Source organism: Serratia rhizosphaerae (assembly GCF_009817885.1).
Taxonomy (GTDB): domain Bacteria; phylum Pseudomonadota; class Gammaproteobacteria; order Enterobacterales; family Enterobacteriaceae; genus Serratia_B; species Serratia_B rhizosphaerae.
In genome coordinates, this window is record NZ_CP041764.1 from 4,128,680 (window position 1) to 4,152,749 (window position 24,070).

At 60.6% G+C, this 24,070-nt stretch carries 18 protein-coding genes; all 18 read right to left on the reverse strand.

The features are described from left to right. Positions 1 to 3: 3 nt before the first annotated feature. The 18 genes from FO014_RS19140 to tssC all read right to left on the reverse strand — a co-directional run bounded on the left by FO014_RS19140 (position 4) and on the right by tssC (position 24,068). Complete coding sequence (locus FO014_RS19140) at positions 4 to 4,608, reverse strand: RHS repeat-associated core domain-containing protein (RefSeq protein ID WP_160030661.1); 4,605 nt, start codon at positions 4,606 to 4,608, stop codon at positions 4 to 6. 3 nt (positions 4,609 to 4,611) lie between these two features. Continuing rightward, positions 4,612 to 5,049 (reverse strand): DcrB-related protein, encoded by a 438-nt coding sequence (locus FO014_RS19145; RefSeq protein ID WP_105231637.1) that lies wholly within the window; start codon positions 5,047 to 5,049, stop codon positions 4,612 to 4,614. After that, a complete protein-coding gene (locus tag FO014_RS19150) occupies positions 5,046 to 6,983 on the reverse strand; it encodes a type VI secretion system Vgr family protein (protein WP_160030662.1) in 1,938 nt (645 codons plus the stop codon). Before FO014_RS19150 ends, FO014_RS19145 begins: the two co-directional genes overlap by 4 nt. A 119-nt stretch (positions 6,984 to 7,102) precedes the next feature. After that, positions 7,103 to 8,539 (reverse strand): serine/threonine protein kinase, encoded by a 1,437-nt coding sequence (locus tag FO014_RS19155; RefSeq protein ID WP_160030663.1) that lies wholly within the window; start codon positions 8,537 to 8,539, stop codon positions 7,103 to 7,105. 46 nt (positions 8,540 to 8,585) lie between these two features. Continuing rightward, positions 8,586 to 11,294, reverse strand: a complete 2,709-nt coding sequence (gene tssH / locus FO014_RS19160; protein ID WP_160030664.1) for a type VI secretion system ATPase TssH — start codon at positions 11,292 to 11,294, stop codon at positions 8,586 to 8,588. Between the two features lie 84 nt (positions 11,295 to 11,378). Further along, positions 11,379 to 12,449, reverse strand: a complete 1,071-nt coding sequence (tssG, locus tag FO014_RS19165) for a type VI secretion system baseplate subunit TssG (protein ID WP_160030665.1) — start codon at positions 12,447 to 12,449, stop codon at positions 11,379 to 11,381. Beyond that, positions 12,446 to 14,332: a type VI secretion system baseplate subunit TssF gene (gene tssF / locus FO014_RS19170; protein WP_105231632.1), complete on the reverse strand. Its 1,887-nt coding sequence runs from the start codon at positions 14,330 to 14,332 to the stop codon at positions 12,446 to 12,448. The genes tssG and tssF overlap by 4 nt, the downstream gene beginning before the upstream one ends. A gap of 4 nt (positions 14,333 to 14,336) precedes the next feature. Further along, entirely contained in the window at positions 14,337 to 14,915 is a 579-nt protein-coding gene (locus FO014_RS19175; RefSeq protein WP_160030666.1) for a type VI secretion system baseplate subunit TssE, read from the reverse strand. Between the two features lies 1 nt (position 14,916). Next, on the reverse strand, positions 14,917 to 15,738 hold the full coding sequence (locus FO014_RS19180) for a type VI secretion system accessory protein TagJ (protein ID WP_160030667.1): 822 nt from the start codon (positions 15,736 to 15,738) through the stop codon (positions 14,917 to 14,919). 17 nt (positions 15,739 to 15,755) lie between these two features. Next, positions 15,756 to 16,757: a type VI secretion system-associated protein gene (locus FO014_RS19185; protein ID WP_160030668.1), complete on the reverse strand. Its 1,002-nt coding sequence runs from the start codon at positions 16,755 to 16,757 to the stop codon at positions 15,756 to 15,758. A 26-nt stretch (positions 16,758 to 16,783) separates the two neighbouring features. After that, on the reverse strand, positions 16,784 to 17,557 hold the full coding sequence (locus FO014_RS19190; protein ID WP_105231628.1) for a PP2C family protein-serine/threonine phosphatase: 774 nt from the start codon (positions 17,555 to 17,557) through the stop codon (positions 16,784 to 16,786). Then, the gene (gene tagH / locus FO014_RS19195; RefSeq protein ID WP_160030669.1) at positions 17,557 to 19,398 is read right to left on the reverse strand and encodes a type VI secretion system-associated FHA domain protein TagH; all 1,842 of its coding nucleotides are present in this window, start codon (positions 19,396 to 19,398) and stop codon (positions 17,557 to 17,559) included. Before tagH ends, FO014_RS19190 begins: the two co-directional genes overlap by 1 nt. A 78-nt stretch (positions 19,399 to 19,476) precedes the next feature. Then, positions 19,477 to 19,830 (reverse strand): hypothetical protein, encoded by a 354-nt coding sequence (locus FO014_RS19200; protein ID WP_160030670.1) that lies wholly within the window; start codon positions 19,828 to 19,830, stop codon positions 19,477 to 19,479. Between the two features lie 390 nt (positions 19,831 to 20,220). Next, a complete protein-coding gene (locus tag FO014_RS19205; protein WP_160030671.1) occupies positions 20,221 to 20,601 on the reverse strand; it encodes a T6SS amidase immunity protein Tai4 family protein in 381 nt (126 codons plus the stop codon). A 63-nt stretch (positions 20,602 to 20,664) separates the two neighbouring features. After that, positions 20,665 to 21,045, reverse strand: coding sequence for a T6SS amidase immunity protein Tai4 family protein (locus FO014_RS19210; protein ID WP_160030672.1), 381 nt, complete (start codon positions 21,043 to 21,045; stop codon positions 20,665 to 20,667). Further along, entirely contained in the window at positions 21,030 to 21,515 is a 486-nt protein-coding gene (locus FO014_RS19215; RefSeq protein WP_072186146.1) for a type VI secretion system amidase effector protein Tae4, read from the reverse strand. Before FO014_RS19215 ends, FO014_RS19210 begins: the two co-directional genes overlap by 16 nt. A gap of 55 nt (positions 21,516 to 21,570) precedes the next feature. After that, a complete protein-coding gene (locus tag FO014_RS19220) occupies positions 21,571 to 22,053 on the reverse strand; it encodes an Hcp family type VI secretion system effector (protein WP_015672867.1) in 483 nt (160 codons plus the stop codon). A gap of 509 nt (positions 22,054 to 22,562) precedes the next feature. Then, entirely contained in the window at positions 22,563 to 24,068 is a 1,506-nt protein-coding gene (gene tssC, locus FO014_RS19225; protein WP_015672864.1) for a type VI secretion system contractile sheath large subunit, read from the reverse strand. Positions 24,069 to 24,070: the final 2 nt, after the last annotated feature.

Genomic DNA, 24,070 nt, shown 5'->3' on the forward strand with positions numbered 1-24,070 from the left:
CCATCACCAACCTCCAGTATTAAATATTTTCACCCATAATAAATTCACCTTTGCGTTGCCAAGGCTGCCACCGGAAACATCCATATCGAGAGGACGTATAGGGTATCCATTTTGTAGTCCTTTTCTAGCTATATTTTGGATCTCGGCCACTTGTTGACTAATAATATCTTTTGACTGATTTAAATCGATTTTATCAAGAGCGCCTTCTACAGATTTAGTGTAACCACTATGATTCCCTTGGTGCCTTGCCATTGCACTTGTCGCCTCATCTTTTTTTCTCAAGAATATACCGTTTTTAGCATCATCAATATAATAGCCTATTTTTTTTAATGCGGGGTGATTAGCCAGTTCCTTAGGAATAATGTGGTGCGCTTGATATCCTTTCCATGACGTAGATCGGGGTAATCCCATCTTTGCCATCATATTTTTGCCAAGGGTGGTTGAACATCCACTCAACCCCAACGGATCCACCCAGCTAATCGGATCCGGGGTATACGCGTAGGTATTCTCCCCGCCCGCCAGCCCGATCGGATCTGACTGGGTAAACCTGCCGCAGTTCGGATCGTAGTAGCGGAACAGATTGTAGTGAAGCCCGGTTTCCCTGTCCAGGTACTGGCCCTGATAGCGCAGGTTCTGCTGTGTGGCGAGGGTGCCGCTTTCGCTGTCGGTGGCGCCCCAGGCGGAGAAGCGGCCGTGCCAGACGACTTTACCCTGCACGTCGGTCATGCGCTCCGGCAGGCCGTTGAGCTCGCTGTGGTACCAGTACACCTCGCTGCTGTCGCCGTGGTGGTCGACGCGGGCCAGCGGCTCGTAGCTGTCTTCCTTGTACAGATACTGGGTGCTGCGCTGTGGCTGGTCGGGACTGTGCTCGCCCACCATCTGCAGGCCGTTCCAGTGGAACAGGGTGGTCTGCGGCTCGCCGTGGTGCGGGTAGAGGGTTTTCCGGGTACGGCGCCCGAGCGCGTCGTAACGGTATTCGGCACGCTGGTAGCGGCTGTCGCCGTCGAAGGTGACGGCGGTCAGGCGGTGCTCGGCGTCGTACTGAAAACGCTGCTCGACGCCGGTGTTGCCGTCGCGGCGCCAGCTGAGCCGGCCGAAGCCGTCATAGCCCCAGCGGTGGCCGTTCAGGCGCTGGAGCAGGTTGCGCCAGACGGTGACGGCCGGGCCGTCGCTGCGGTTGCCGGCGGGGTCGTAGTAAAAACGTTCCTCACGCTGCGGCAGGATACTGTGGGTCAGCTGCCCGCGGGCGTCATAGCCGAAGCGGCGCTGCTGGAACTGCGGCCCGTCGGTGAGGTTGTCGTTCTCAATCAGCTTCTGCTGCACCACCAGGTCCTGACGGTCCCACTGGTAGCGGCGTTCGAACACCAGCGGGTGGCTGCGTTCGCTGCTGGCGCGGCGCAGGGTGATGCGTCCGACGCTGTCGTAACGGGTCTCCTGGGTGACTTCGCCGAGGGTGCAGGTCACTTCCCGGTGCAGCTTGTCGCGCTGCCAGCCGGCGATATCGAGCCGCTGGCCGGCGGTCTGCAGTGCGGTCTGCAGCAGGTGGCCACTGCCGTAGCGCAGCTGGGAGAGGGTGCTGCCGTCGGGCATGTGGGTGGCGCTCAGGTTGCCGAGCGGGTCATGGCTGTGCTGCCAGCGGCCGCTGTGGTTCTCTTCGGCGCACAGGTTGCCGGCGGCGTCGCGGCTGAAGCGCAGGGTCTCCGGCCAGTCGGGCTGCTCGCCGCGCGCCTGCGCCTGCTGCCACAGCGCCAGCGGGGTACGCCGTACTTCCAGCGTTCGCGCCTGGTAGTGGTATTCGGTGCGGCTGTCGGCGGTCTCTTTGGCGGTCAGGCGGCCCAGCGCGTCATAGCTCAGACGGGTGTGGAGCGGCTGCGCCGCGTCGCCGTCCTGCGCCAGCGGGTACTCGGTTATGGCGCTGACCTGTCCCAGCGGGTTGTAACGGTACTGCCTGCGACGGCCGGCAAAGTCGCTCTGGGCCAGCAGGCGGTGGCCGGCGTCGTAGTCAAACTGCCAGCGCTCGTTGTTGGGGTTGACCAGCGCGGTAAGACGGCCGAAGCGGTCGTACTGATAGCGTGTCTCGATGCCGGCCGGGTCGACGGCGCAGGTTATCTGGCCGCGCACGTTGCGCTCGACGCGGCGTTCGGAGAAGGCGTCGATGTTCTCGCGGCAGGGCAGACCGGCGTGGTCGTAGTCGTAGCGGGTTTCCCGGCCGTCGGGACGCACCAGCGCCTGCAGACGTCCGGCGGCGCTCCAGCGATAGCGGGTGGCGTTGCCTTCGGCATCGCAGGTGCGGAGCAGATTGCCGGCGTCGTCATACTCGCGGCGGCTCTGGTGGCCGGAGCAGTCTTCGTCGCGGGTCAGCTGGCCGAGGGCGTTCCACCAGAACTGCTGGGTATTGCCGAGCGGGTCGGTGCGGGTCAGCAGGTCGCCCTGGTCGTTCCAGGTAAAGCGGCTGACGTTGCCGAGCGGGTCGGTCATCTCCACCACGTCGCCGAACGGGTTGTAGCGATATTGCCAGCAGGCGCCGTCGGGCAGCACCTCTTTTAACGGCAGCGCCCAGGCGGTGTGCCAGGTGGTCTGGGTGGTGTTGCCGAGCGGGTCGCGCACCAGTATCAGGTTGCCGCGCTCGTCATAGCCCAGCTCCCAGCGCTGGTCGTCGGGGGTGATGACGGCGCTGAGGTTCTCGCGCAGGGCGGCCCAGCGGAAGCGCCAGCGGGCGCCGTAGCTGTCGGTATAGTCGGTAATGCGCAGCAGGCTGTCCCAGCGGTGTTCGGTGGTGCCGCCGGACAGGCAGGTGACGCTGGCGCGGCGTGCGGCTTCGTCCGCCTCCAGCAGCCAGTGCTCCAGACACTGCAGCTGCGCGTCCAGCACCAGATACTCGCTGACGCGCCAGTGGTCGCCGTCCGCCGCGCGCTGCCAGCGGTAGCTGACGCGCAGATCGGTGGCGTAGCTGTGCCAGGCCAGCAGGCCGCTGGCGTCGTCCCAGCCGTAACGGCGGGTGACGATGGCGTCGGCGTCGCGCACCGCAATCAGCTGCCCCTGCGGGTTGTAGTCATACTGCACCAGCAGGCGTTTTTCCTGTCCGACGTGCTGATGCACCGCAAGCAGACGGCCGTGGCGCGCGTCGTAGCTGAGCTCGACGTCCAGCGCCTGGTTGTCGCTGGAGATGGTGACCAACTGGCCGGCGCTGTTCCAGGCGAAGTGGTGGCAGTTCTCGTGGCGGTCATAAATGCGCGCGATGCGCCATTCGCCGACGCGGGCCGGGTCCGGCTCGTACAGCTGGTGTTCGCCCTCGGCGGTCTGCAGCAGCATCACGCCCTGCAGCGAGCAGTAGAGGGTAAAGCCGTCCTCGGTAAAGCGAATGACGTCGCCGGGGGTGATGTTGCCGAGGCCGGTCTCGCGGCCGGAGGCGTCGCGCAGGATAAACTGCGGCTGGCCGTTGTCGTCCAGCATGCGCAGCAGGCGGGTTTCGAACGGCAGCATCCAGCCGACGCCGAGCAGGCCGGCGGCGCGGTTGCGGCTGTTGTACAGGCGCTGCCAGTAAAGCGGGATGCGGTCGGGGAGGGTGAAGTCAAGCTCTTCCTCGCCGGCGAGGATTTTGGCGCCGGTGGGGATATGCACCGGGTGGCCGGTCTGGGTGGCGGCCACCAGCGTTGTACCCACGGCAGCGCCGGCGGCGTTGCCCGCCAGATCGGCGGCGGCCACGGCGGCCAGAGCGCAGCCGGCATCCTTCAGCGCCAGACGGGGCATTACGCGGCGGAACAGCGACTGGCCGAGCGCCAGGCCCTGCTTGCCCAGGCCGCCGATCAGGCCGCCGGCAAAGTAGGCCAGCGCGTTTTTACCGCTGCGGATATCGCGCACCACGATGCCGTCGCCGCCAATGCGTACGCGCGGGTTGTCCGCCACCTCGATCTTGGCTTCACAGGTGCTGCGGTCGCCGTTGCGCGCGGCTGGGTGGCCGTTGATCAGCACCTTCTTCGAACCTTCGGCCAGGAAGTTGACGTTCTCCGCCATATGGCCCTTGGTGCAGGCGACGGTGTCTTTGTTGGCCGGGGTGGCGTACGGGCTGGCGCTCTCGACGGTGGGCTGGGTGATGTCGTCCCAGACGTCGCCGAGCCAGTTTTTCACCGATTCGCCGTCGATGCTGGCGATCTTGTCGATCAGCGGGCCGGGATGCATCACGCTGGAGATGATGCCGCCGGCCACCGCCAGGGCGCTGTCGATAAGATCCGGGCCTTCTTCAGCGCCAACGTCGGGACTGTTGAGAAAATCGTGGTCGACGGTGCCGGCGGCGCGGGCCGCCGGTTTGCCGTTCATATGGACGTTGTCGGAGCCGCTGGTGATAAAGGCGTCGGGCGGGCCGGTGCCGATCAGCGTATCCACCAGCGCGCCGGCGGCGGTGCCGATTTTCTCCGGAATGCCGGACACCATGGCGCCGGCGACTAGGGCGAAACCGACCGGCGCGCCGAGCCCGGAGGAGATCAGCGCGGTGGCGCCGGCGTAGATGCCGGCATAGATGGCGCCCTCAACTAGGCCGCTGACAAAGTCGGCCAGCAGCGAGCTGTGCACCAGCGGGTCGCCGAGACTCGCGGCGGTTAAATCAGACATCGCTTACGCCTCCGCTGCGTTGCCGGCCGGAATAAATCCCTGGCGGATCTGTTCCCAGGTGGCCTGCGCCTCGGCGGCGAAGGCGGCGCTGGTGCTGAAGGTCAGCACCATCAGGTGGCTTTCCAGGCGTACGACCAGCAGTTGCTGCTCGATGGCGATGCCCTGGTTTTCAAAACGCACGCTGACCGCCCGTGCCGGCAGCGGGCCGAAGCTGCTGTCCTCCACGGCGCGGGCGCTGAATTTCTTCATATCACGCTTCACCTTGGCCAACTGCTGTTGCAGGTAGGCTTCCTCCTGGCCCGGTTTGACATCATAGGCGCGGGTGACCACCAGCGTGGCGCGCGCCTGCGGCAGTTTGAGGATGGTGACGCTGGTATCCTGCGCCGCTTCCGGCAGCGTCAGGGTGCCTTCGGACAGGGCGTAACGGGTCTGCTGCGTCATGCGTTGCCCTCCGAAGAGCTGTTGAACACCTTGGCGACTTCCTGCGTGATCTCCGCCGGGGTTGGCGTCGGCGTTTTACCTTTGGCCGGTTTTTTGATGTTGAGATCCAGCGTGCCGCCGGTGTTGATTTCGCCCTGCGCGCTGGCGTTGATTTCAAACTGGGTGCACTGAATCGAGACGGTGCCGTTCGGATTGAGCGTAAGCTTGCTGTCGCCGCTTACCAGCGTGATGCCTTCGCCGGAGCTCAGCATGATCTGCTGCTGCGTCTTCATCGCATAGTCGCCGCCCACCAGTTCACTGCGGTTGTACTGGGTCGACTGGCGGTATTCGCCGTTAACCTGGCTTTCATGGTTTTTAGTGACGATAAAGTTGTGGTGGCCGCCGACGGAGTGGCTCTCGTCATTCTTGACGTTGGTATCCATATTGCGCTCGGCCTGGATCCACACCTGCTCGGAGCCGGCCTTGTCCTCAAAGCGCAGGGCGTTGGCGTTGTCCGGCGTGCCGTCTTTGGAGCGGCTCATAAAGCCCATCTGGGTGGCGGCGGCCGGCAGCGCCCACGGCGGCATGCTGGCTTCGTTGTACACGCGGCCGATGACGATTGGCCGGTCCGGGTCACCGTTGATAAAGTCGATCACCACCTCGTCGTTGACGCGCGGGATCTGCACGCCGCCGAAGCCCTGGCCGGCCCAGGCGCTGGAGACGCGCACCCAGCAGGAGCTGGTGTCGTCGCCTTTGGCCAACCGGTCCCAGTGGAACTTCACCTTGATGCGGCCGTATTTGTCGGTCCAGATCGACTCGCCCTGCGGGCCGACCACGCGGGCGGTCTGCGGGCCGTGGGTTTTCGGCCACGACGCGCTCTGCGCCGGGCGGAACTGCACATCGGCCGGGATGACGGTGAAGTCGATGCGGTGCAGGCTGCCCTGCGTATCGCCGCTGGCGTAGCTGTTTTCGCGCAGGGTATAGCGGGCGGAGAGCGTCAGGTATTCGCCGTTATCGGCAAGATAGGGCGCTTTGATCAGCGTAAAGGTGTTGCCGGGGGCGATGCCCAGCGCGGTAGCGGTGCCGGTCACCTGCTGATGCTCGGCCTGCCAGGATTCCTGACGCACGCGCGCGTAGAACTCGCCCTGCTGATGCTCGGTATAGCGGCCGGGCCAGTCGTAGACGTCAATCTGGCCGGGGGCCGGCGAGGCCGGGTTCTGCCGCGCCTGGAACAGCCAGGCGTTGGGCTTGCGGAAGTCGTAATCGTCCACGCTGTAGATGCCGGGGGTCACCTGATCGGCCAGCGTCCACTGGCTGATGCCTTCTTCACTGGTGACGCCGCCGGACGGCGTGACGTGGTACGGAATGGTTTCATAGCCGGGGAACGGCTGGTGATGGTGCGGGTTATCGGCCAGCACCATGGTGTGTTTGTCCTGCTCGTGCTTGAAGTAGTAGTAAATGCCTTCCAGCTCCATCAGGCGGCTGATGAAGTTAAAGGTGGATTCACTGTACTGCACGCAGTAGCCCCATTGGCGATACTCGCCGGTCAGCTGGTCTTCCAGCTGAATGTTCTGTTCGGCCAGCAGCGCTTTGACGATGTCCGGAACGGTCTGTTCCTGGAAGATGCGGAAGTTGCGATCCTTGAGCATCGGCCACAGGTCGGGCTGTACGCGCAGGGCGTACACCGAATAGCGGGTGCCGCTGATCTCTTCGCTGCTGACGGCGATGGCGGTGATCTTGCCGTTGAGATAGCGGGGCGGGCGCAGCAGGCCGGGGATCGGGATTTCCAGCGTCAGCGGCTGGCCGAGCAGCGCCTTGCGGTCCAGACGTGCGTCGGTGCTCAGCAGTTCGATGCGGAAATCAAACGGCGTGGACAGGGCTTCGGTGCCTTCCAGCGAACGAAACAGCAGTTGTTCAGGGCCAAGCGGCGTATAAGCTGTGATGCGGTCTAACATAGAAACATCCTTGGTGAATGACACTCCTCGTTACGGCGGCGTGGCCTTGGACCGGGGTAGTGATGTCAATCGCGTGGAGGTAAAACGGCGCCGTCTGACGGCGCCGGAATAGGGGACAATTAACCGGCGTCGGTCGGCGCTACCAGCCAGGTGCCGGCATGCTCGATCGTCAGCTGTTGGCGGCGCAATCTATCGTCGTTACGGTGGATTTCCAACTGATAGGTGCCCGGCGCCAGATCCAGGCTGGCGAAGCCGTTAGTGCTTGGCTGCAGCGACTGGACTTTGCCGTCTAGCGTCACTTTTTCACCCGGGCGCAGTTTGAAATAGACCATCGCCACCGGCGCAGGCGGCGGTGCGGCTTCCTGCGCAGCGCTGTCCAGCTGCGGCGCGCTTTGCTGCGGTGACAGCGTCTTGTCGGCCGGCGCGCCGTTTTCCGCCGCCGCGGTCGGCGCGGCGTCGTCCGGAGAGCTGCTGAGCCAGGAGATGATGCCAATCACCAGCAGCGCGGCAACGCCCGCCCCGATCATCATCGGCCGGGAGAACGTCATACCGCCGACGGTTATGCTGCCGGCGGCGGCAGTGCCGGTAGCCGGAGTGCTGGCCGGCAGCGGGGGTTCCGGCGCGGCGGCCGGCGTGCTGATGATTTCTGCTTCGTCGGCCACCGGCAGGTGCAGCAGCTCGGCCATTTCATCGATGGTTTGCGGCCGTTCTTCCGGTTTCAGCGCCAGCGTCTGGTCGATTACGCGCAGCAGCTCCGGCGAGTAGCCTTCGGGGCGGCGTTCGCTCAGCGGCTGGTAGCTGTCTTCAATGCTGCGCACCACGCTGACCGGCGGCGGGTTGCCGACGATCAGGGTATGCAGCACCGCGCCGAGCGCATAGATATCCGTCCACGGGCCCTGCTCGCCGTCGCTGTTTTCGGTGTATTGCTCGATGGGCGCGTAGCCCGGCTTCAGCATGATTTCCGTTTCGTCGGACAGGTTGCCGATCTCTTTACGGGCCGAGCCGAAGTCCAGCAGCACCGGCAGCTGATTCTCCTGGATTTGGATATTATCCAGCGAGATATCGCGGTGCAGGTAGCCTTCCTGATGGATGGTGTCGATCGCGCTGAACAGCGGCGGCAGCAGCCGGCGGATCCACGCCTCGTCAATCATCGCCGGCTGCTGCAGGCGGAAGTTTTTCAGCGTGGTGCCGCTGTAGAACTGGGTGCCCATATAGGCGGTGCCGTTCTCTTCCCAGAAGCGCAGCACGTGCAGCAGCCCCGGGTGGGAGAAACGGGCCAGCAGGCGCGCCTCCTGAATAAAGCTGTTCAGGCCGGCCTGAAAGGTTTTGCTGAAACGTTCGCCACGCAGGCTGAGGGTCAGGTCGTCATTGCGTTTGGCCAACTGGGTCGGCATGTATTCTTTAATGGCGATGGTGCGTTCAAGCTGGTGGTCGTAGGCGCGATAGACGATGCCGAAGCCGCCTTCGCCGATCACTTCCTTGATCTCGAACTCATTGAACCGATAGCCGATCGGCAGGCTGTTTGAGTTCGGTTTTTTGATCCCGTTTCCGGACATAGTGACTACTCTCTGTGATCAACTGGCCGCCGCGGCGGCCGGGGCGTTAAGCCTGAAATTGACAAATAAACTCGTTGTTTTGCAGCGCGATATGCAGCTGGCGGTAGCGCTGGTCGTTGGCTCTGGCCGACAGCAGGGTATGGCTGATCTGCGGCAGCAGGGTATTGGTCAGGATGGCGTCGACCATACGCCCGCCGGATTCCACCTCGGTGCAGCGGCTGACGATCTGTTCGATCACCGCGTCGTCGAAGGTGGTGGTAATGTCGTGGTTTTCCGCCATCCGGCGTTGGACGCGGCCCAGTTGCAGACGCACGATGTTGCCCAGCGTGGCGTCGGTCAGCGGGTAGTAAGGTACCACCAGCAGACGGCCGAGCAGCGCCGCCGGGAACACCTCCAGCAGCGGCTGACGCAGCGCGCCGCTCAGCGCTTCCGGCTCCGGCATCAGGTCAGGGTCGCTGCACAGGCCGGCGATTAAGTCGGTGCCGACGTTGGAGGTCAGAATAATAATGGTGTTGCGGAAATCGATATGGCGGCCCTCGCCGTCCTCCATCCAGCCTTTATCGAACACCTGGAAGAAGATTTCGTGCACGTCCGGGTGCGCTTTTTCAATTTCGTCCAGCAGCACCACGCTGTAAGGACGGCGACGCACCGCTTCGGTCAGCACGCCGCCTTCGCCGTAGCCGACGTAGCCCGGAGGCGCGCCTTTCAGCGTCGATACGGTGTGCGACTCCTGGAACTCGCTCATATTGATGGTGATAACGTTCTGCTCGCCGCCGTACAGCGTTTCCGCCAGCGCCAGCGCGGTTTCGGTCTTGCCGACGCCGGACGGGCCGGCCAGCAGGAAGACGCCCACCGGTTTGTTCGGGTCGTCCAGCCGGGCGCGCGAGGTGCGTACGCGGCGGGCGATCAGGTCCAGCGCGTGGCGCTGACCGATGACCCGCTCGTTCAGGGTGTCGGACAGCTGCAGCACCGCTTCGATTTCGTTTTTCACCATGCGGCCCAGCGGGATGCCGGTCCAGTCGGCGACCACGGCGGCGACGATATTGGCGTCCACCGCGGCGAAGATCAGCGGCGCTTCGCCCTGCAGCGTAGCCAGCTGCTGTTGCAGCACGGCCAGTTGGGCGCGCAGTTCATCTGCCGACGGCGCCGGTTCTGCGGCTTCAGCCGCCTCGGCGGTTTCCGCCGGCGTTTCCGCATCGCTGTCGGTTGTGGCGTCGTCGTCCGGTGCCGCTTCCTGCTGATGCAGTCGGGCGCGCAGATCGATGATTTGCGCAATCAGCCCCTGTTCTTCCTGCCAGCGTTCGGTCAGCTGCGTCAGCTGCTGCTGCAGCTCGCTCAGCTGCGCTTCGATCGCCGCCGGGCGCTGCGGATCGCCGATGCCGACCTTGGTTTCGCGGCGGGCGATATCCAGTTCAATCTGCAGCGCGTCGATGCGGTGGCGGCAATCTTCCACCTGAGCCGGCTCGGCGTGCTGGCTGACCGCGACGCGGGCGCAGGCGGTATCCAGCAGCGCCACGGCCTTATCCGGCAGTTGACGCGCCGGGATATAGCGGTGGGAGAGACGCACCGCGGCGTCGACCGCTTCGTCGAGCAGCAGCACGCGGTGGTGCTGTTCCAGCGGGCTGACGGTGCTGCGCAGCATCAGCAGCGCTTTCTCTTCGTCCGGCTCGTGCACCTGCACCACCTGGAAGCGGCGGGTCAGCGCCGGGTCCTTCTCGATGTATTTTTTGTATTCCGCCCAGGTGGTCGCGCCGATGGTGCGCAGCTGACCGCGCGCCAGCGCCGGCTTCAGCAGGTTGGCGGCGTCGCCGGTGCCCTGCGCGCCGCCGGCGCCGATCAGCGTATGAATTTCATCGATAAACAGAATAATCGGCGTCGGGCTGGACTGGACTTCGTCAATCACCGTCTGCAGGCGTTTTTCGAACTCGCCCTTCATGCCGGCGCCGGCCTGCAGCATGCCGATATCCAGCAGGTACAGCTGCACGTCGCGCAGCTGCGGCGGTACGTCGCCGGCGACGATGCGCAGCGCCAGGCCTTCCACCACGGCGGTTTTACCGACGCCGGCCTCGCCGGTCAGCAGCGGGTTGTTCTGCCGGCGGCGCATCAGGATATCGACGATCTGGCGGATCTCTTCGTCACGGCCGCTGACCGGATCGATTTCGCCGTTGCGTGCGCGCGCCGTCATATCCTGCGCATATTGCGCCAGCACGCTTCCGCCGGACTGGCCCGGTACGGACACGGCAGCCGGTTCGCCGGCGGCGCTTTGCGCCTGAGCGTTTTCCGACGAATTGCCGACAATGGCGGCAAACTGGTCCATCAGCAGATCGGCGTTGATGCGTTCGAACTGGCCGGAAATGGCTTTCAGCAGATGGCGCAGGCTGTAGGTTTTCAGGATCCCCAGCAGTAAATGGCCGCCACGTATGGCGTGCGCGCCGAACTTCAGCGAGCCGTAGACCCAGGCGCGCTCGACCGCGCTGTCGATATGTTCGGACAGATCGGAGATGGCGCTGGCGCCGCGCGGCAGGCGATCCAGGGCGTCGACGATATCGCGCGTCAGTTGGTCTTCGTCGAGGGCGAAGTGGCGGATAATCTGCTGCAGATCGCCATCCTGCGCCTGCATCAGCTGATGCAGCCAGTGCGCCAGTTCAACATAAGGGTTGCCACGCAGCTTACAAAAAGCCGTGGCGCTTTCCAGGGAGGTGAAAAGCAGGCTATCCAGTTTGCCAAAGAGTACCGAGCGGCTGATTTCTGACATGGTTTTCCTCGTAGGGGCAGGGCAAGTCCTGCCTGCGTTTTAAACATATCGATGTAATTGACGGACGCGGCAGTGCGCGCCCTGCTAAATATCTTCCAGCGGTTCCGGGCTGAAAATCAGATCGCCGGCGTCGTGCTGACGCCGTTCGGCGGCCATCCAGCTGCTGAGCCCCAGCCGCTGAGCGCCGCCGAGCTGGGTGCCGATCAGCTGTTCTTTTGCCAGAATCAGCCGGACTTCCCAGACAAATTCGATGCCCAGATACTGGCGCACCCAGTCGCGCAGCTGTTCGCACAGTTCGGCGCCGGGCAGGAAACGGTCGTATTCCTGCTGCGACATCGGGCCTAGCTCGATGCGGAACTTGTGCTGCACGTCGCGCACCGCCACGCCGAGAAACGCCGACTCGCCCAGCCGCGGTGCGCCGCGCCCGGCCTTAAGCCGCGCCTGTTCACGCGGGTCAACGCGCAGCCAGTGCGGCACGTTCTCCACGATGCGCACCGGCACCTGGAAATAGCCGCGTAAAATTTTGCTCAGGCCTTCCGGGTCGCGGCTGTGGCGAATCAGATGACCGGCCATAAAATGCTTGGCGTGCGCGTTGATGCTGTCGCGCTGGCGCTGCGCCGGCTGGCCGTTGCCGATCAGGCTCGACAGATAGTCGTTAAAGCTGCCGTTGTCGGGCCGGTCGAGCGACACCGTCGGCTGCGCATCGGCCCAGGCGCGGTAAAACAGCAGCGTCAGGCGGTGATGAAACAGGTCGGCGAAGGCCGTCAGGGTGGTGTCCTGATGGTGGTAAATCCGTTCGCGCGCGTATTCGGTCAGGTGCAGCGGCAGCGGGCCGTTGGGGCCGAACAGGCCGAAACTGAGGATCGACACGTCATGCAGCGGGCTGCCGCTGCGCGGCGTGACCTTGGCCAGCGTCGACGGTGCGAAAGAGAGCGACGGCTCCTGCCCCAGACGCAGCATTTCATGGCGCGGCAGCGGGGCGCGCCCCAGCAGATAAGCCTGGCCGCCCTGAGCGTCCAGCCGGCGCAGCAGCTGGAACAGATCGTAACGGTAAGGCGCGGCGCGCAGCCGCAGCCAGAAGTCGTCCGGCAGGCGGTGCAGCGCGTTGATCTGCGGCGCGTCGCTGGCCGGCAGTTCGGTTACGCTTTCACTCATATCAGCGTCCTTTTGCCCATGCGCGCCTGCCAGTGGGCGATTTCACCGCGCTGCTGACTGGACAGCGTCATTTCGGTAAAGGTATTCATCGCCACTAGCCGTGAGAACAGCCGTTCCAGCACGCTGCCGAGCAGATAAGGGCTGTTGCCGGAGAACGCCTGATCGTCAACGGTCAGGTCGATGGCGATGCCGCGGGCGAACACGATCGGCCCCGGCTCCGGCACCCGGCGGTACACCGGCCGCAGGTTGCAGCTGCGCACGCCCTGAATCTGTTTGGCGATTGCCGGCTCGCTCAGGTTGCCGTACAGGCCGAGCAGCTGACGCAGGCTGGCGGCGCCCTGTTCCGGATCGCCGTCCATCAGGCTCAGGTAGTTAAGCTGCAGTTGGCTGATCAGCCGCCAGGTGATCATGCCTTCCGCCAGCGCCGGCCGCGGCGGCGTCGGCCCTTTGCGCAGAAATACCCGCTTGATTGGGATAGAGTCCGGCATCACGAAGTTGCCCTGATCCTGCTGCATCAGCATCAACGGCAGATCGCGGCTGGTGCACAGCACGTCGGCCGTCAGGTATTTGAGATCGCTGTGCCAGGGCGACTGGCGCTCATCCACCAGCGAGACGAACACTTCGGAACCGACATAGCCGGTGCGGGTGCCGTAGCGCCGGGCGTGAGAGGAAAGGGTGCGCTGTTCGCGCCGCAGCGAGAAGTAGGCGCCGTAGTTGCCGTCGTCTTCGCTCAGCGTGCTGTAAAACGGCCGGAACTCCTGCTCATAGCGTTTCTCGCTGGCGCTGCCGCCCAACCTTTGCACCGAGAACACTTCATAATCCAGCGGACGGATATTATCGACCACCAGATGGTATTCGTGATTTTTTTCGTTGAGGGTGATGCGTTCGGCCACCTTCGGGAACAGGTTAATCACCGGCGTGCAGTGCAGCGCCAGATGGCTGACGTCAATCACCCGCTCCAGCGCGGCGTCGTGGCGGTCCAGCAGTACCACGATCTCAAACTGGCGCAGCGTTTTCTTGCCTTCGCGCACGCTGCGCAGCAGCGGCTGCAGCCCGCTGATGCTGAAGAACTGGAAGCGCGCCGGGAAGGCGAAGTATTCCTGCAGCAGACGGTAGCCGTCGAAGTTGCGCAGGTCGTTCGGCAGCAGCGCCTGTTCCGGGGCGAAGCCTTCCTGACGCAGCGCGTCATCCGCCAGCACGCGCCGCTGCGGCTGCGCCTCCACCGTCTGGCACAGCATGCCGACGCTGTGCTGCATCAGCAGCTCCAGCAGTTGCTGCGCCTGCATATCCGGCCCGGAGAGGTAGAACATCAGGTTGTCGAGATCCAGACTGTTCAGCGTGACGGTGTCATAGCACTCCAGCCGGATGCGCAGCGCGCTGACGCAGCCGCGGTTTTGCAACCCGAGGGAGGAAAACGGAATATCGGCCGGAATGCCGCCCAGTTCCACGCTGGCCAGCCGCACCGGCTGCAGCGTGACGTCGTGGGCGGTGGTATAGCTACAGGTGATGCCGTTCTTTTTCAGCGTCTGGCTGTCCATCATGGTGCCGCGCGGTACGGTAAAACCGTTGCTGATGTCGCCTTTGCTGCTGTCCGGCTGCAGTTCGGCAATCGCCATCGACGGCGTCGGCGACAGATAGTTCGGATAGATAATTTCCAGCAGCCGCTGCGAGAAACGCGGGAATTCCGCGTCCATTTTCAGCTGTACGCGCGAGGTCAGGAAGGCGAAGCCCTCCATCAGACGCTCGATATAAGGATCCGCCACGTCGATGCCGCGCATACCGAGACGCCCGGCGACCTTCGGGTACTGTTCGGCGAACTCCGCGCCCATCTCGCGCAGATAGGCCAGTTCGCGGTTGTAATACTCTAACAGTTTACTGTCCATCGCCTTACCCTATGTCTTTCAGATCGAAGTGACCGTTTTCCAGGTCGACGTCGGTTCTGAACAGAAACTCCAGCGGATAGGGCACGCACCATAGGCGGCCCTTGATTTCAATCGATAACACGTTGTGCAGCTCCAGTGAGCCGGTGTCGGAGATGCAGCGCACCTGCAGGCCCTCAGGCAGAATGCGCGGCTCGAAATTCAGGATCGATTCGGTCAGTGCGCGCTGGATATCCTGCCATTCAATGTCCGACATTCGTTTGCCCGCCAGCGAGGCGACGCCGTAATTCACCGTGGAGCGGCGCACCTGAGGAAAATCGCCGAGGTCGAGATTGGATTCGCTGTTGACGCAGTTAAACAGCCACTGCAAATCGCGCAGCACGCGCCGCCGCAGTTCACTGTGCGACACCAGATTGCGGATCTGCGCTTCCTGTTTTTTATGCGGTTCATCATCGGTCAGCAGGTCGAGCAGCACCGGCTGCATCTTGTCGCGTGACGTCAGGCGCTCACTGTCCTGCCGCTGGCGATACCCCTGCCGGCGCAGATCGTCGCCGTTATGAGCGCCCCACAGGCGCTTGTCGTTCATCTCAGGCGTCCTGATCGAAGCTCAGCTGGCGCAGGCTGTGCAGCGGAAACTCGTCGCTGTCGCTCAGCCAGGTTTTCAGGCCGTAACCGAGATAGTGCGGGCTGTCGCCGAGCGGCTGCCATTCGGTGCGCTTGCCGAGCAGCAGAGCGTCGTCGCTGTCTGCCGCCAGCGGATAGCGCGCCGGCAGCTGACATACCTGCTCGCGGCCGTCGGTCAGGCGCACCAGCGCGTGGCTCCAGACCAGATCGATGGCGCTTTGCGGCGCCTGGAACTGGATTTCGGCGATGGCGGAGAACGGCAGCCAGTAGTACACGCCGTTGAGCGCCAGTTCACACACCGGGCCGAGGCGGCCGTCGCCGTCGGTCAGCCAGTCGAAGGCGACGGTTTTTTCGTTATCGCCGTCCGCCAGCAGCAGGCTGCCGCCGCTGGCCGGCGCCTCTTCCAGCGCCTGGTCGCGCAGCGCCTGCGCCTGTGCGGCGTCGCCGGCGACGTCCAGCTGCAGGGCCTTGACCATCTGTCCGATCCAAGGCTGATCCTGCTTCAGCAGCGCCGGTGCGGCCTGGCCGGCAAACACCGCCTGGCGCTGCAGTTCGGCCTCGACCGACTGCAACAGCAGCAGGGTGGTCGACTGCGCCATCGGTTTCAGCGCCTGCCAGGATTTCAGCTGCGCTTTGGCGCGCTGCCAGTTGCCGCTCAGGCACAGCAGCTGCACCAGCGCGGCGCGCAGATCGGCGTCGGCCGGGCGCGCTTTGATATCGGCTTCCACCGCCTGGGTGGCTGCGCTGACGGAGCCGCCTTGCAATACGTCGGTTAATGATTTCACAACAAAATACCTCTTAATCAGTGGGCGGCGTTCTGGACGGTCAGATAACTGCCGCTGGCCGGGTCAACCCGGTCGGCGGCCAGTTGGTCCACCAGCCGTACGCTGAGCGGCTCGCGATAGGCGCTGAGCAGCGGCAGCCAGGTTTCACGCACTTTGGCGACGCGCTGTTTCACCCGATCGGCATCGGCGGCCTGCTGGCGGGGGAACTCGGCAATCAGCGTGCCGCTGAAGAACCAGGCGTGCTGAGCGGCGTCAAACGGCAGCACCAGATAGCTGCCGGCCACCTGCGGATTGGCCAGCACCATGCGCTGGCGGTTGGCGCTGACCACGGTCAGCGTCTGGCCGGCCACGTCAATATTCATCAACGGGTAGCCCTGCAGGAAGCTGATGGTCGGCGAACTGCTCTTGCCATTGCTCTGCAGTTGGACTTTATCGCTGCCGCTCAGCCAGCCGTCGCTTTGGCAGGTGAGGTTACCGCCGGCAGGTACGAACATCGCGCTGCCGGCGTTGCTGCCCTGCCAGTAGGTGCGGAACTTGCAGCCTTTCGGCAGCTCGAACACCTGCGCCGGCGCGGCATCGGCCTGCGGCGAACTGACGGCGACCGCTGCCGGCGGCATGGCGTTTTCCTGCTGTGCTTCCGGCGAGGCTTCCGGCTGCGCCTGCGGCGCCGTTTTAACCTGCGGTTTCCAGCGCTGGCTTTTCAGCGCATCGCCGGCTGCCAGCGTGTTGCCGGCCTTATCGGTCAGCGTCCACGGCAACTGGCCGACTTTGGGGCACTGCTTCGCCAGCAGGCTGCCGACCCGCGGCAGGAAGCCGTCCAGGATGGCGGCGTCCTTCGCGTTAGCGGAGACAATACGCAGCGGGATGCTTGGCGCACACCAGCTTTCCGGTTTGTTGTTTTTAACGTTGTCGATAAAGACTTCGAGTTTCTGGCTGGGAGAATACACCAGCCGGTAATTTGCCGCGTGAACGGCGGGTACCGCCATCAGGGCGATCACACCGGGCATCCAATATTTCATCGTTAACCTTAGCTGTGTTATGCGGTTCAGTCGCGCGTGAGGAAACGTTCTGCATCCGCCAGCGAATGCAGCAGCGTGGTCTCTTGCGGTGAACCAATCCATACGGCGATAGCGCTGTAGTTATCGCTGTTGTTGTCTTTCTTCCATGCTTGCTGCATCAGGGCGATCCACTCGCTGGGGGAGTTGACCATATGCAGCGATTGCTCCAGTTCGGCCTGGGTAAAGCTGTGCCAGAAGCCGTCGGTGCACAGCAGGAAAACGTCGCCGTCCTCTAACTGCAGTACGTCGCTGTAGGTAGCGTCGCGCTCTTCACTCAGCCCCAGCGCAAAGTACAGCAGGTTGCTGTTGATGCCGCTGGTCTGGTAACCGGCGTCCTGCATCTGCTGGATCAGGCTGTGGTCGGTGGTAACCGCGTGCAGGTAGCCGCGGCGGAACAGGTACAGGCGACTGTCGCCGGCGTGGGCCCAGTAGGCCAGCTGGTAATCCCGGTCGATAAACAGGCTGACCAGCGTGGTGCCCATCTTGCTGTACTCTTCGGACTGATTCTGCTGCTGGTGGATGGCCGCATTCGCCTGCGAGATATGCTGGCGGATGCTCTGCGCATCCAGATGTTTTTCGCCGTTAAAATTGTCCAGGATGGTGTCGCGCGCCAGTTTGGCAGCGACTTCGCCGCCGGGAAAACCGGCGATGCCGTCGCACACCACGAAACAGGCTGCACGGTTGCCAACCACTTCGCCGGTCTGATCCTGATTTGAGGCGCGGCCGCCCTGATTAGAGGTAGAGGCTATGGTGATATTCATTACACGTCCGGTTTGGTTTGGGAGTCTTTGTACTGATTCACTTCAACATCATAGGCATGCAGGAAGGCTTCACCAAACAGCGTATGGAAGTCATCTTCGATCTCGCCCGAGGTCTGCTGGTAATTTTTTACAAAATAGTCCCACAGCGCCGCTTTACGGTTGGAAGGCAGCGCCAGCCGCGGCGCGGAGCCTTCTTTACGCGCTTCTTCTTCCAGACGGTCCGGGTTAAAGGACTGCAGCATGGCGGCGATGATGGCGCGAATGCCGGCGATCATCCCCAACTGGTGCGCCTGCAGATCGATCAGCGCATCGCGCACCGCCTGCTCCGGTGGCATAAAGCCCGGCATCTGGCTGCCGAACATCTGCATCAGCACGGTTTTACCGGACGGCAGCAGTTTGAACGGGTTATTGGCCTCGTCGAGGATCATGGTCATCTCTGCCTTCACGCCGCGCTTGAGGATAGAGCGCGAAGAGAGCAGGGCGACGGTGCCTTGAGAGAACAGGCTCAGCAGGCGACCGACCTGACGCACCTGCTGCTCGTCAAAATGTGGCTGCGGCTGCAGGTCGTCCAGGCCGATGCCCTGCAGCAACGCTTTGAGCAGCGGGCCTTCCAGCACGTCGCCGTTAGACGCCGCCGAGCCTTGGGCGCGGGCGTTCTGATAGGCGATAGGATCGATACCCAGCCGGTTGCCCGGGCGAGAACGCTGCTGGGGTTCCACATGCGGCGCGGCTTCAGGCGGCACGAGCGGTTCCGGCTGCGCGCGCGGCGACTCCTGCGGTGCGGCGGCCTGCGGCTGTGGCTTCGGCGCTGGTGTTGGCTGAGCCTGTTGTTGCGGTTGCGGTTGCGGTTGCGGCTTGGCCTTTGGCGCTGCCTGCGGCTGCGGTGCAGGCTGAGGCTTTGCCGGTTCAACCGGGGCTGCCGGCGTTTGAGGTGCGGCCACGCTTGGTGCTGCTTCCGGCTGTGTCAGCGGTACGGCGCCGCCCATCAGCAGCCCCAGCGGATCGTTGCTGTTTGATGCGCCAGGCGTGCTGGGCGCGGAAGAACCGCCGAACAGCGCCAGCGGATCCAGCTCTTCATCTTTATTGCCGCTCTCCGTCACCGCCGGCTGTGGGCGTTTTGACGCTTCCGGTTTGGCCGGTTTCGGCTGGTTTTCCGTCAGCAGCGCGCTCGGCGTGGTATCGGTCAGGATATTGTCGCGCTCGAAGGTGCTGTCGGTTTTGAACAGTTCGGCCGGGTCAGTCTGTTTTTGCTGCAGCTGGTGCAGATCGACATCGCCGTCGAGTTGGCCCAGCGGGTCGCTGGGGTTCAGTTCGCGCTGTGGCCGGTCGAGCAGCGGGTTATGGTCGGGCTGCACTGCTGGCTCCGCTTTCGGCGGTACGGCCGCGGCGGCGCTTGCCGGTGTGAACTCTTCCACCAGGCTGTCCCAGATTTCGTTGGGGATCGGCGCGGCACCGTTTGCCTTGGCGGCCGGCGCCTGAGGCACCGGTTGCGCAGCGGCTGCCGGCTGCACCGGCGCGGCCTGCTGATTCAGATCGTTGACCTGGATCTGATAATCATCGATACCGAGGATATCGCCATCCTGCAGCTCCACCTGACGGCCGCGCTCCAGCGGAATGTCGTTCAGCAGGACGCGGGTGACGTTGCCACGGTTGGTGATGCGGCACTCGCCGTCAGCGGAAATATGCACAATGGCCTGCAGGCGGGAAATCGCGCGCTCTTCATCCGGCAGAACCAGGTTGTTGTCCACGCTGCGGCCGATGGTGCCGCCCGGCGGCAGGAAGTCGCAACTGCTTTGCGGCGGGTTTTGGCCATTTTTGTTTTTTACAATAGAAAATCGCATAAGGCATTCCTGCTGATTAGGTTTGATGCAAACTGTTTTCACGCCCATGGCTGCGGGTAGTGATGAATAAAGAGGTTATTACTGTTTTGGTTGCCGTGTTTCGGACGTGCCTTCAAAGTTAGTGACAGGGGGCAGTAACAGAAAATAGGCGACCATAAAGAATATGCTGCCGTACCAGACTTCAGGGTAATCGGGGAAGTCGATAGCCGGGTAAATGTGGTCAAAAATAGCTTCGCCATCAAGACAGATGGCGCTTTGCAACGCAATGCAGACGATTGTTACGCCAAAGTGCGCAATAAATAACGGAAACCAGTGCAGGCGTATGGTTTTTTTTCGTAGAAAGTAGAGTCCCAGCAGTACCGCAATGGAAATAAAAAAATAGCTAACAGGGAATCCGTAGGAGTAAGGGTAAGTTGATAATGGTGTTGTCATCGTTAGCCTTGTCTTTTGTTTTTATGTTGGTTTTTTTTACTATCACTCTTTAGCTTCTTGTAATACGTGTTTCGTGGTAGTAGAACAGAGTAGGCGATGGTAAAAAATAACCCACCGTACTGCACGACTTGGTATTTGATAAGTTCAACGGGGTAGAAAAGACTAAAGAAGTAATTGCCGTCACCAAAAACAATGAACTGCACGGCTCCGCAAATAACAACAATAACTGTCGATAAAATAAAAAGTGAATGGCTATGCTTTTTTGTGACGTATTTATTTAAATGGAAAAGTAAAACAAACAACGCTATGGAGATGGTAAAGTATGAAAATACAAATCCATATGAGTAGTTAAAGGTGGAGATAGTGACGTCATTGTTCATTACCAATCCATTAATTTTTGTATTTATATTTTTCGATGATGCTATCAAGTTCCCGGCTGTGATAGAGGTCAATGCACTTAGTTAGCGTCATCGATTCGCCGGACATACTGTCATAATGCCTGGCAAGAAACCGTTGAGCCAGACTGCGCACTGCGCTATGTGCCTCAAGTGAGTATTCGCCAAACTCACTATAGCCTCTTGCCGCTGCGGCCGCGTCGTTTTTAACCTCTGTTGCCGAATAGCCTTTGGCAATACAAACGCTGATAGCGTAATTCTTCAGATAGCTCACTGCATCACCGTGGTAAGATCGCGGTGCAGCATAGGCAGATAAAGAGGTGAAGAAACAGGCCAGGCTAAGGCAACTAAGAAACGATAATTTATTATTTTTCATAACTATCTTTCCATGTTTTACGTTGTCATTTCCCATGCTGACCGCCACCGTAAAGTGTTTGTTTTATTTACTGATGACTGCGTATTTCTTGAAAATACTTTTGGCTTGTTCTGATGTTGGTAATGAAAGACAGGCCAATGTGTTATAGCTTCCGGGCACTGAACCGCTACTCTTTTTTTGCAGGTACTGATGTATCAGCACTTCGCTGCTGTCAAAGGCCTCGATCGGTAGTTGACTAAATTCAAGATAAGCACTGGCAGAGCGGAATGCATCTTGCCGGGTGCTTTCTGAGTCAGTAAATTCACCGATGCAACGACTGATTAGCCAATTGTCATAGATTTTATTTTGTGGCAGGTTTTCTATTTTAATATTTTCAGCGAATAGTGATGTTGAGAATAATAAGGTGATTATTGCGATGGAGAGAGTATTTACTTTAATATCCATAGTGACGCCACCTCTGGAACAAAACTACCGTTTTCAGGATCGCCCATAAAATGGCAGGAGTCAGAACAAATATCACCATTCCATAATGTGACATGTCCTCTGGCATTGTTCCATCCATTACCAAGAATGACCATGATTCCTTTTTTACCTGAAAATTTTGCTGGGGTAGGGGATCTTTCAGTAATGTCGGGTTTACCAAAACGCTCTTCTAAAAAGCGAATCATATCATTGACTCTATAGATATACCACTTCTTATCTTTTCCAGAAACGGCTGCATATCCTGAATTTGCAGGGATGGATATTCCTGTATAATTAAGTACATAACTCATTCGGATGGGACAGGCATTTTGAAAAATTCCTTTTTCAATATTGCTTTTAACTTTTCCACCGATCAGTGCGCCGACCTGGCTTACACTGATATTAACTTCAGAAAATCGAATCCATGCTGGGCCAAATGTGGGTCTTTGCATGCTGCATTTCCTTTGCTTATATATAAACCCCCGGCTGCAGCCGGGGGGATACAGATTAAGCTTCGCGGTTTTCTTTGATGTTCCAACCTGCGCTGCTTTCTGCGCCTTTACCACCTTTATCGCTCTGCTCCCAGTACTGCTGTTTAACTTTAGCAGCCTGGAAGGAGTAGGTTACGCCGACGGTGTCTTCACCGCCTGAACCGGTGTACTGCACAGCGGTAACCAGTACATCGTCCAGGGTGATTTTTACATACTCAACCTGAGTACCGCCGGCTTTACAGACGGACAGTTCGATTTTGGTCAGGTGCTTACCGCTGGAGCAGTGCTTCAGCAGAGCCGGGGTGGATTTATCAACCAGCGCGTTAACGTGCAGGTCGTTAAAGCACACTTTACCGGCGCCGCCGCCGCCGCCCACGCTCATGTTGCCCGGTTGGGACGCGCCCCAGGAGAAAGAAGTGATGTCGGTCCAGCCTTTGTGGTTGGAATCTTTAGATTCACCGCTGGCGCCTTCAACTTTCAGGAACATATCAATAGCCATAGTTTATTCACTCTTTTTAAGGGTTAATAATATCAACGTTGCGTTGAAAAAATCAGGTAATAGCAGCAGGAATTGGAAAGTTGGCAATGCACTACCATTTAACGCTCCTTGTGCCATGCACCTTATGAAATACCGAAAACTATCGGTATTTTTTATCGAGATACTATTTTAAAGAATAATGCCTCAATAATTATTTATGCGGTTTATCGTTACTATTTTCAGAACGTTGATATAACCGCAAATAGTCAAAGGTTATACCTTGACTGTTTGTGTCAGCTTTATGACAAAATTTATGGTCCTTGGTTCTGAGCCAGCGAATAAATACGGTGGCTGTACCATCTTCGCATTTGATATCAAACGCTATGCATCACCTTATTAAGCAATGCCATGCGAAAAGTTTCTGTCTGAATAAAGATCTGTGACAGAATACCGGCGTCAATAGACCATAAATATAAATCGGACTTCCTACGGATGAGCGGGCCGCATTACCGCAGCCCGTCATCGTCGCATCAGGACGCGTCGTTTTTCTTCAGCGAAGGCAGTTTCGACACCAGACGCAGGGAAACGGTCAGGCCTTCCAGCTGGTAATGCGGACGCAGGAAGAACTTGGCGCTGTAGTAGCCCGGGTTGTCTTCGATCTCTTCCACCTGAACTTCCGCCGCGGCCAGCGGTTTGCGGGATTTGGTTTCCTGCGAGGAGTTGGCCGGGTCGCCGTCCACGTAGTTCATGATCCAGTCGTTCAGCCAGCGTTCCATATCGTCGCGTTCGCGGAAGGAACCGATTTTGTCGCGCACGATGCACTTCAGGTAGTGCGCGAAACGGCAGCAGGCGAACAGGTACGGCAGGCGTGCAGACAGCTGGGCGTTGGCTGAGGCGTCGGCGTCGTAATATTCCGCCGGCTTCTGCAGTGACTGTGCGCCGATAAAGGCGGCAAAGTCGGAGTTTTTGCGGTGCACCAGCGGCATAAAGCCGTTTTTCGCCAGTTCCGCCTCGCGACGGTCGCTGATGGCGATCTCGGTCGGGCACTTCATGTCCACGCCGCCGTCGTCGCTCGGGAAGGTGTGGCACGGCAGGTTCTCTACGGCACCGCCGGATTCCACCCCGCGGATCGCGGTGCACCAGCCGTACTCTTTGAAGGAGCGGTTGATGTTGGTCGCCATCGCGTAGGCGGCGTTGGTCCAGGTGTAGTTGCCGTGCGTTGCGCCGTCGGTGTCTTCTTCGAAGTCGAACTCATCAACCGGGTTGGTGCGGATGCCGTAAGGCAGGCGCGCCAGGAAACGCGGCATCACCAGGCCCAGATAGCGGGCGTCTTCCGACTCGCGCAGGCTGCGCCAGGCGGCATATTCGGTATTCTGGAATATTTTGGTCAGATCGCGCGGGTTGGACAGCTCCTGCCAGGATTCCATCTGCATCACGCTTGGCGCGGTGCCGGCGATGAACGGGCAGTGGGACGCGGCGCTGATCTTGGCCATTTCGCCCAGCAGTTCAACGTCCTGCGGACTATGGTCGAAGTAGTAGTCGCCCACCAGGCAGCCGAACGGTTCGCCGCCGAACTGGCCATACTCTTCTTCATAGATTTTCTTGAAGATTGGGCTTTGGTCCCAGCCCACGCCCTTGTGGCGCTTCAGCGTGCGGCCCAACTCTTTCTTCGAGATGCTCATAAAGCGAATTTTCAGCAGCTCATCGGTTTCCGAGTTGTTGACCAGATAATGCAGGCCGTGCCAGGCGCCTTCCAGTTTTTGGAAATCTTCATGGTGAATGATTTTGTTGATTTGCTGCGACAGCTTTTCGTCAATTTCCGCGATCAACGCCTGAATGGTGCGATAGGCGTCGGAGGAAACGGTCACGGTGTTTTCCAGCGCCTGCTGCGCCAGCGTTTTCACCGCGTTGGCGACGGCTTCTTTCGCCTGATCGGTCTTCGGACGAAACTCTTTGTTCAACAGTGCGCTGAACTCGTCGTTGGATAAGGTTTCGCTGGTCTGTAACGCTTGTTGTTGCTGAGGCGAGTTGCTCATCA

What these genes read in the sequence shown, in the direction of transcription:
- FO014_RS19155 (WP_160030663.1), bottom strand. Translation starts at nt 8,539, where the DNA reads ATGTCCGGAAACGGGATCAAAAAACCGAACTCAAACAGCCTGCCGATC.
- FO014_RS19190 (WP_105231628.1), bottom strand. Translation starts at nt 17,557, where the DNA reads ATGAATATCACCATAGCCTCTACCTCTAATCAGGGCGGCCGCGCCTCA.
- FO014_RS19150 (WP_160030662.1), bottom strand. Translation starts at nt 6,983, where the DNA reads ATGTTAGACCGCATCACAGCTTATACGCCGCTTGGCCCTGAACAACTG.
- FO014_RS19215 (WP_072186146.1), bottom strand. Translation starts at nt 21,515, where the DNA reads ATGCAAAGACCCACATTTGGCCCAGCATGGATTCGATTTTCTGAAGTT.
- tssH (WP_160030664.1), bottom strand. Translation starts at nt 11,294, where the DNA reads ATGTCAGAAATCAGCCGCTCGGTACTCTTTGGCAAACTGGATAGCCTG.
- tssG (WP_160030665.1), bottom strand. Translation starts at nt 12,449, where the DNA reads ATGAGTGAAAGCGTAACCGAACTGCCGGCCAGCGACGCGCCGCAGATC.
- FO014_RS19185 (WP_160030668.1), bottom strand. Translation starts at nt 16,757, where the DNA reads ATGAAATATTGGATGCCCGGTGTGATCGCCCTGATGGCGGTACCCGCC.
- tagH (WP_160030669.1), bottom strand. Translation starts at nt 19,398, where the DNA reads ATGCGATTTTCTATTGTAAAAAACAAAAATGGCCAAAACCCGCCGCAA.
- FO014_RS19200 (WP_160030670.1), bottom strand. Translation starts at nt 19,830, where the DNA reads ATGACAACACCATTATCAACTTACCCTTACTCCTACGGATTCCCTGTT.
- FO014_RS19175 (WP_160030666.1), bottom strand. Translation starts at nt 14,915, where the DNA reads ATGAACGACAAGCGCCTGTGGGGCGCTCATAACGGCGACGATCTGCGC.
- tssC (WP_015672864.1), bottom strand. Translation starts at nt 24,068, where the DNA reads ATGAGCAACTCGCCTCAGCAACAACAAGCGTTACAGACCAGCGAAACC.
- FO014_RS19210 (WP_160030672.1), bottom strand. Translation starts at nt 21,045, where the DNA reads ATGGATATTAAAGTAAATACTCTCTCCATCGCAATAATCACCTTATTA.
- FO014_RS19140 (WP_160030661.1), bottom strand. Translation starts at nt 4,608, where the DNA reads ATGTCTGATTTAACCGCCGCGAGTCTCGGCGACCCGCTGGTGCACAGC.
- FO014_RS19205 (WP_160030671.1), bottom strand. Translation starts at nt 20,601, where the DNA reads ATGAAAAATAATAAATTATCGTTTCTTAGTTGCCTTAGCCTGGCCTGT.
- tssF (WP_105231632.1), bottom strand. Translation starts at nt 14,332, where the DNA reads ATGGACAGTAAACTGTTAGAGTATTACAACCGCGAACTGGCCTATCTG.
- FO014_RS19220 (WP_015672867.1), bottom strand. Translation starts at nt 22,053, where the DNA reads ATGGCTATTGATATGTTCCTGAAAGTTGAAGGCGCCAGCGGTGAATCT.
- FO014_RS19145 (WP_105231637.1), bottom strand. Translation starts at nt 5,049, where the DNA reads ATGACGCAGCAGACCCGTTACGCCCTGTCCGAAGGCACCCTGACGCTG.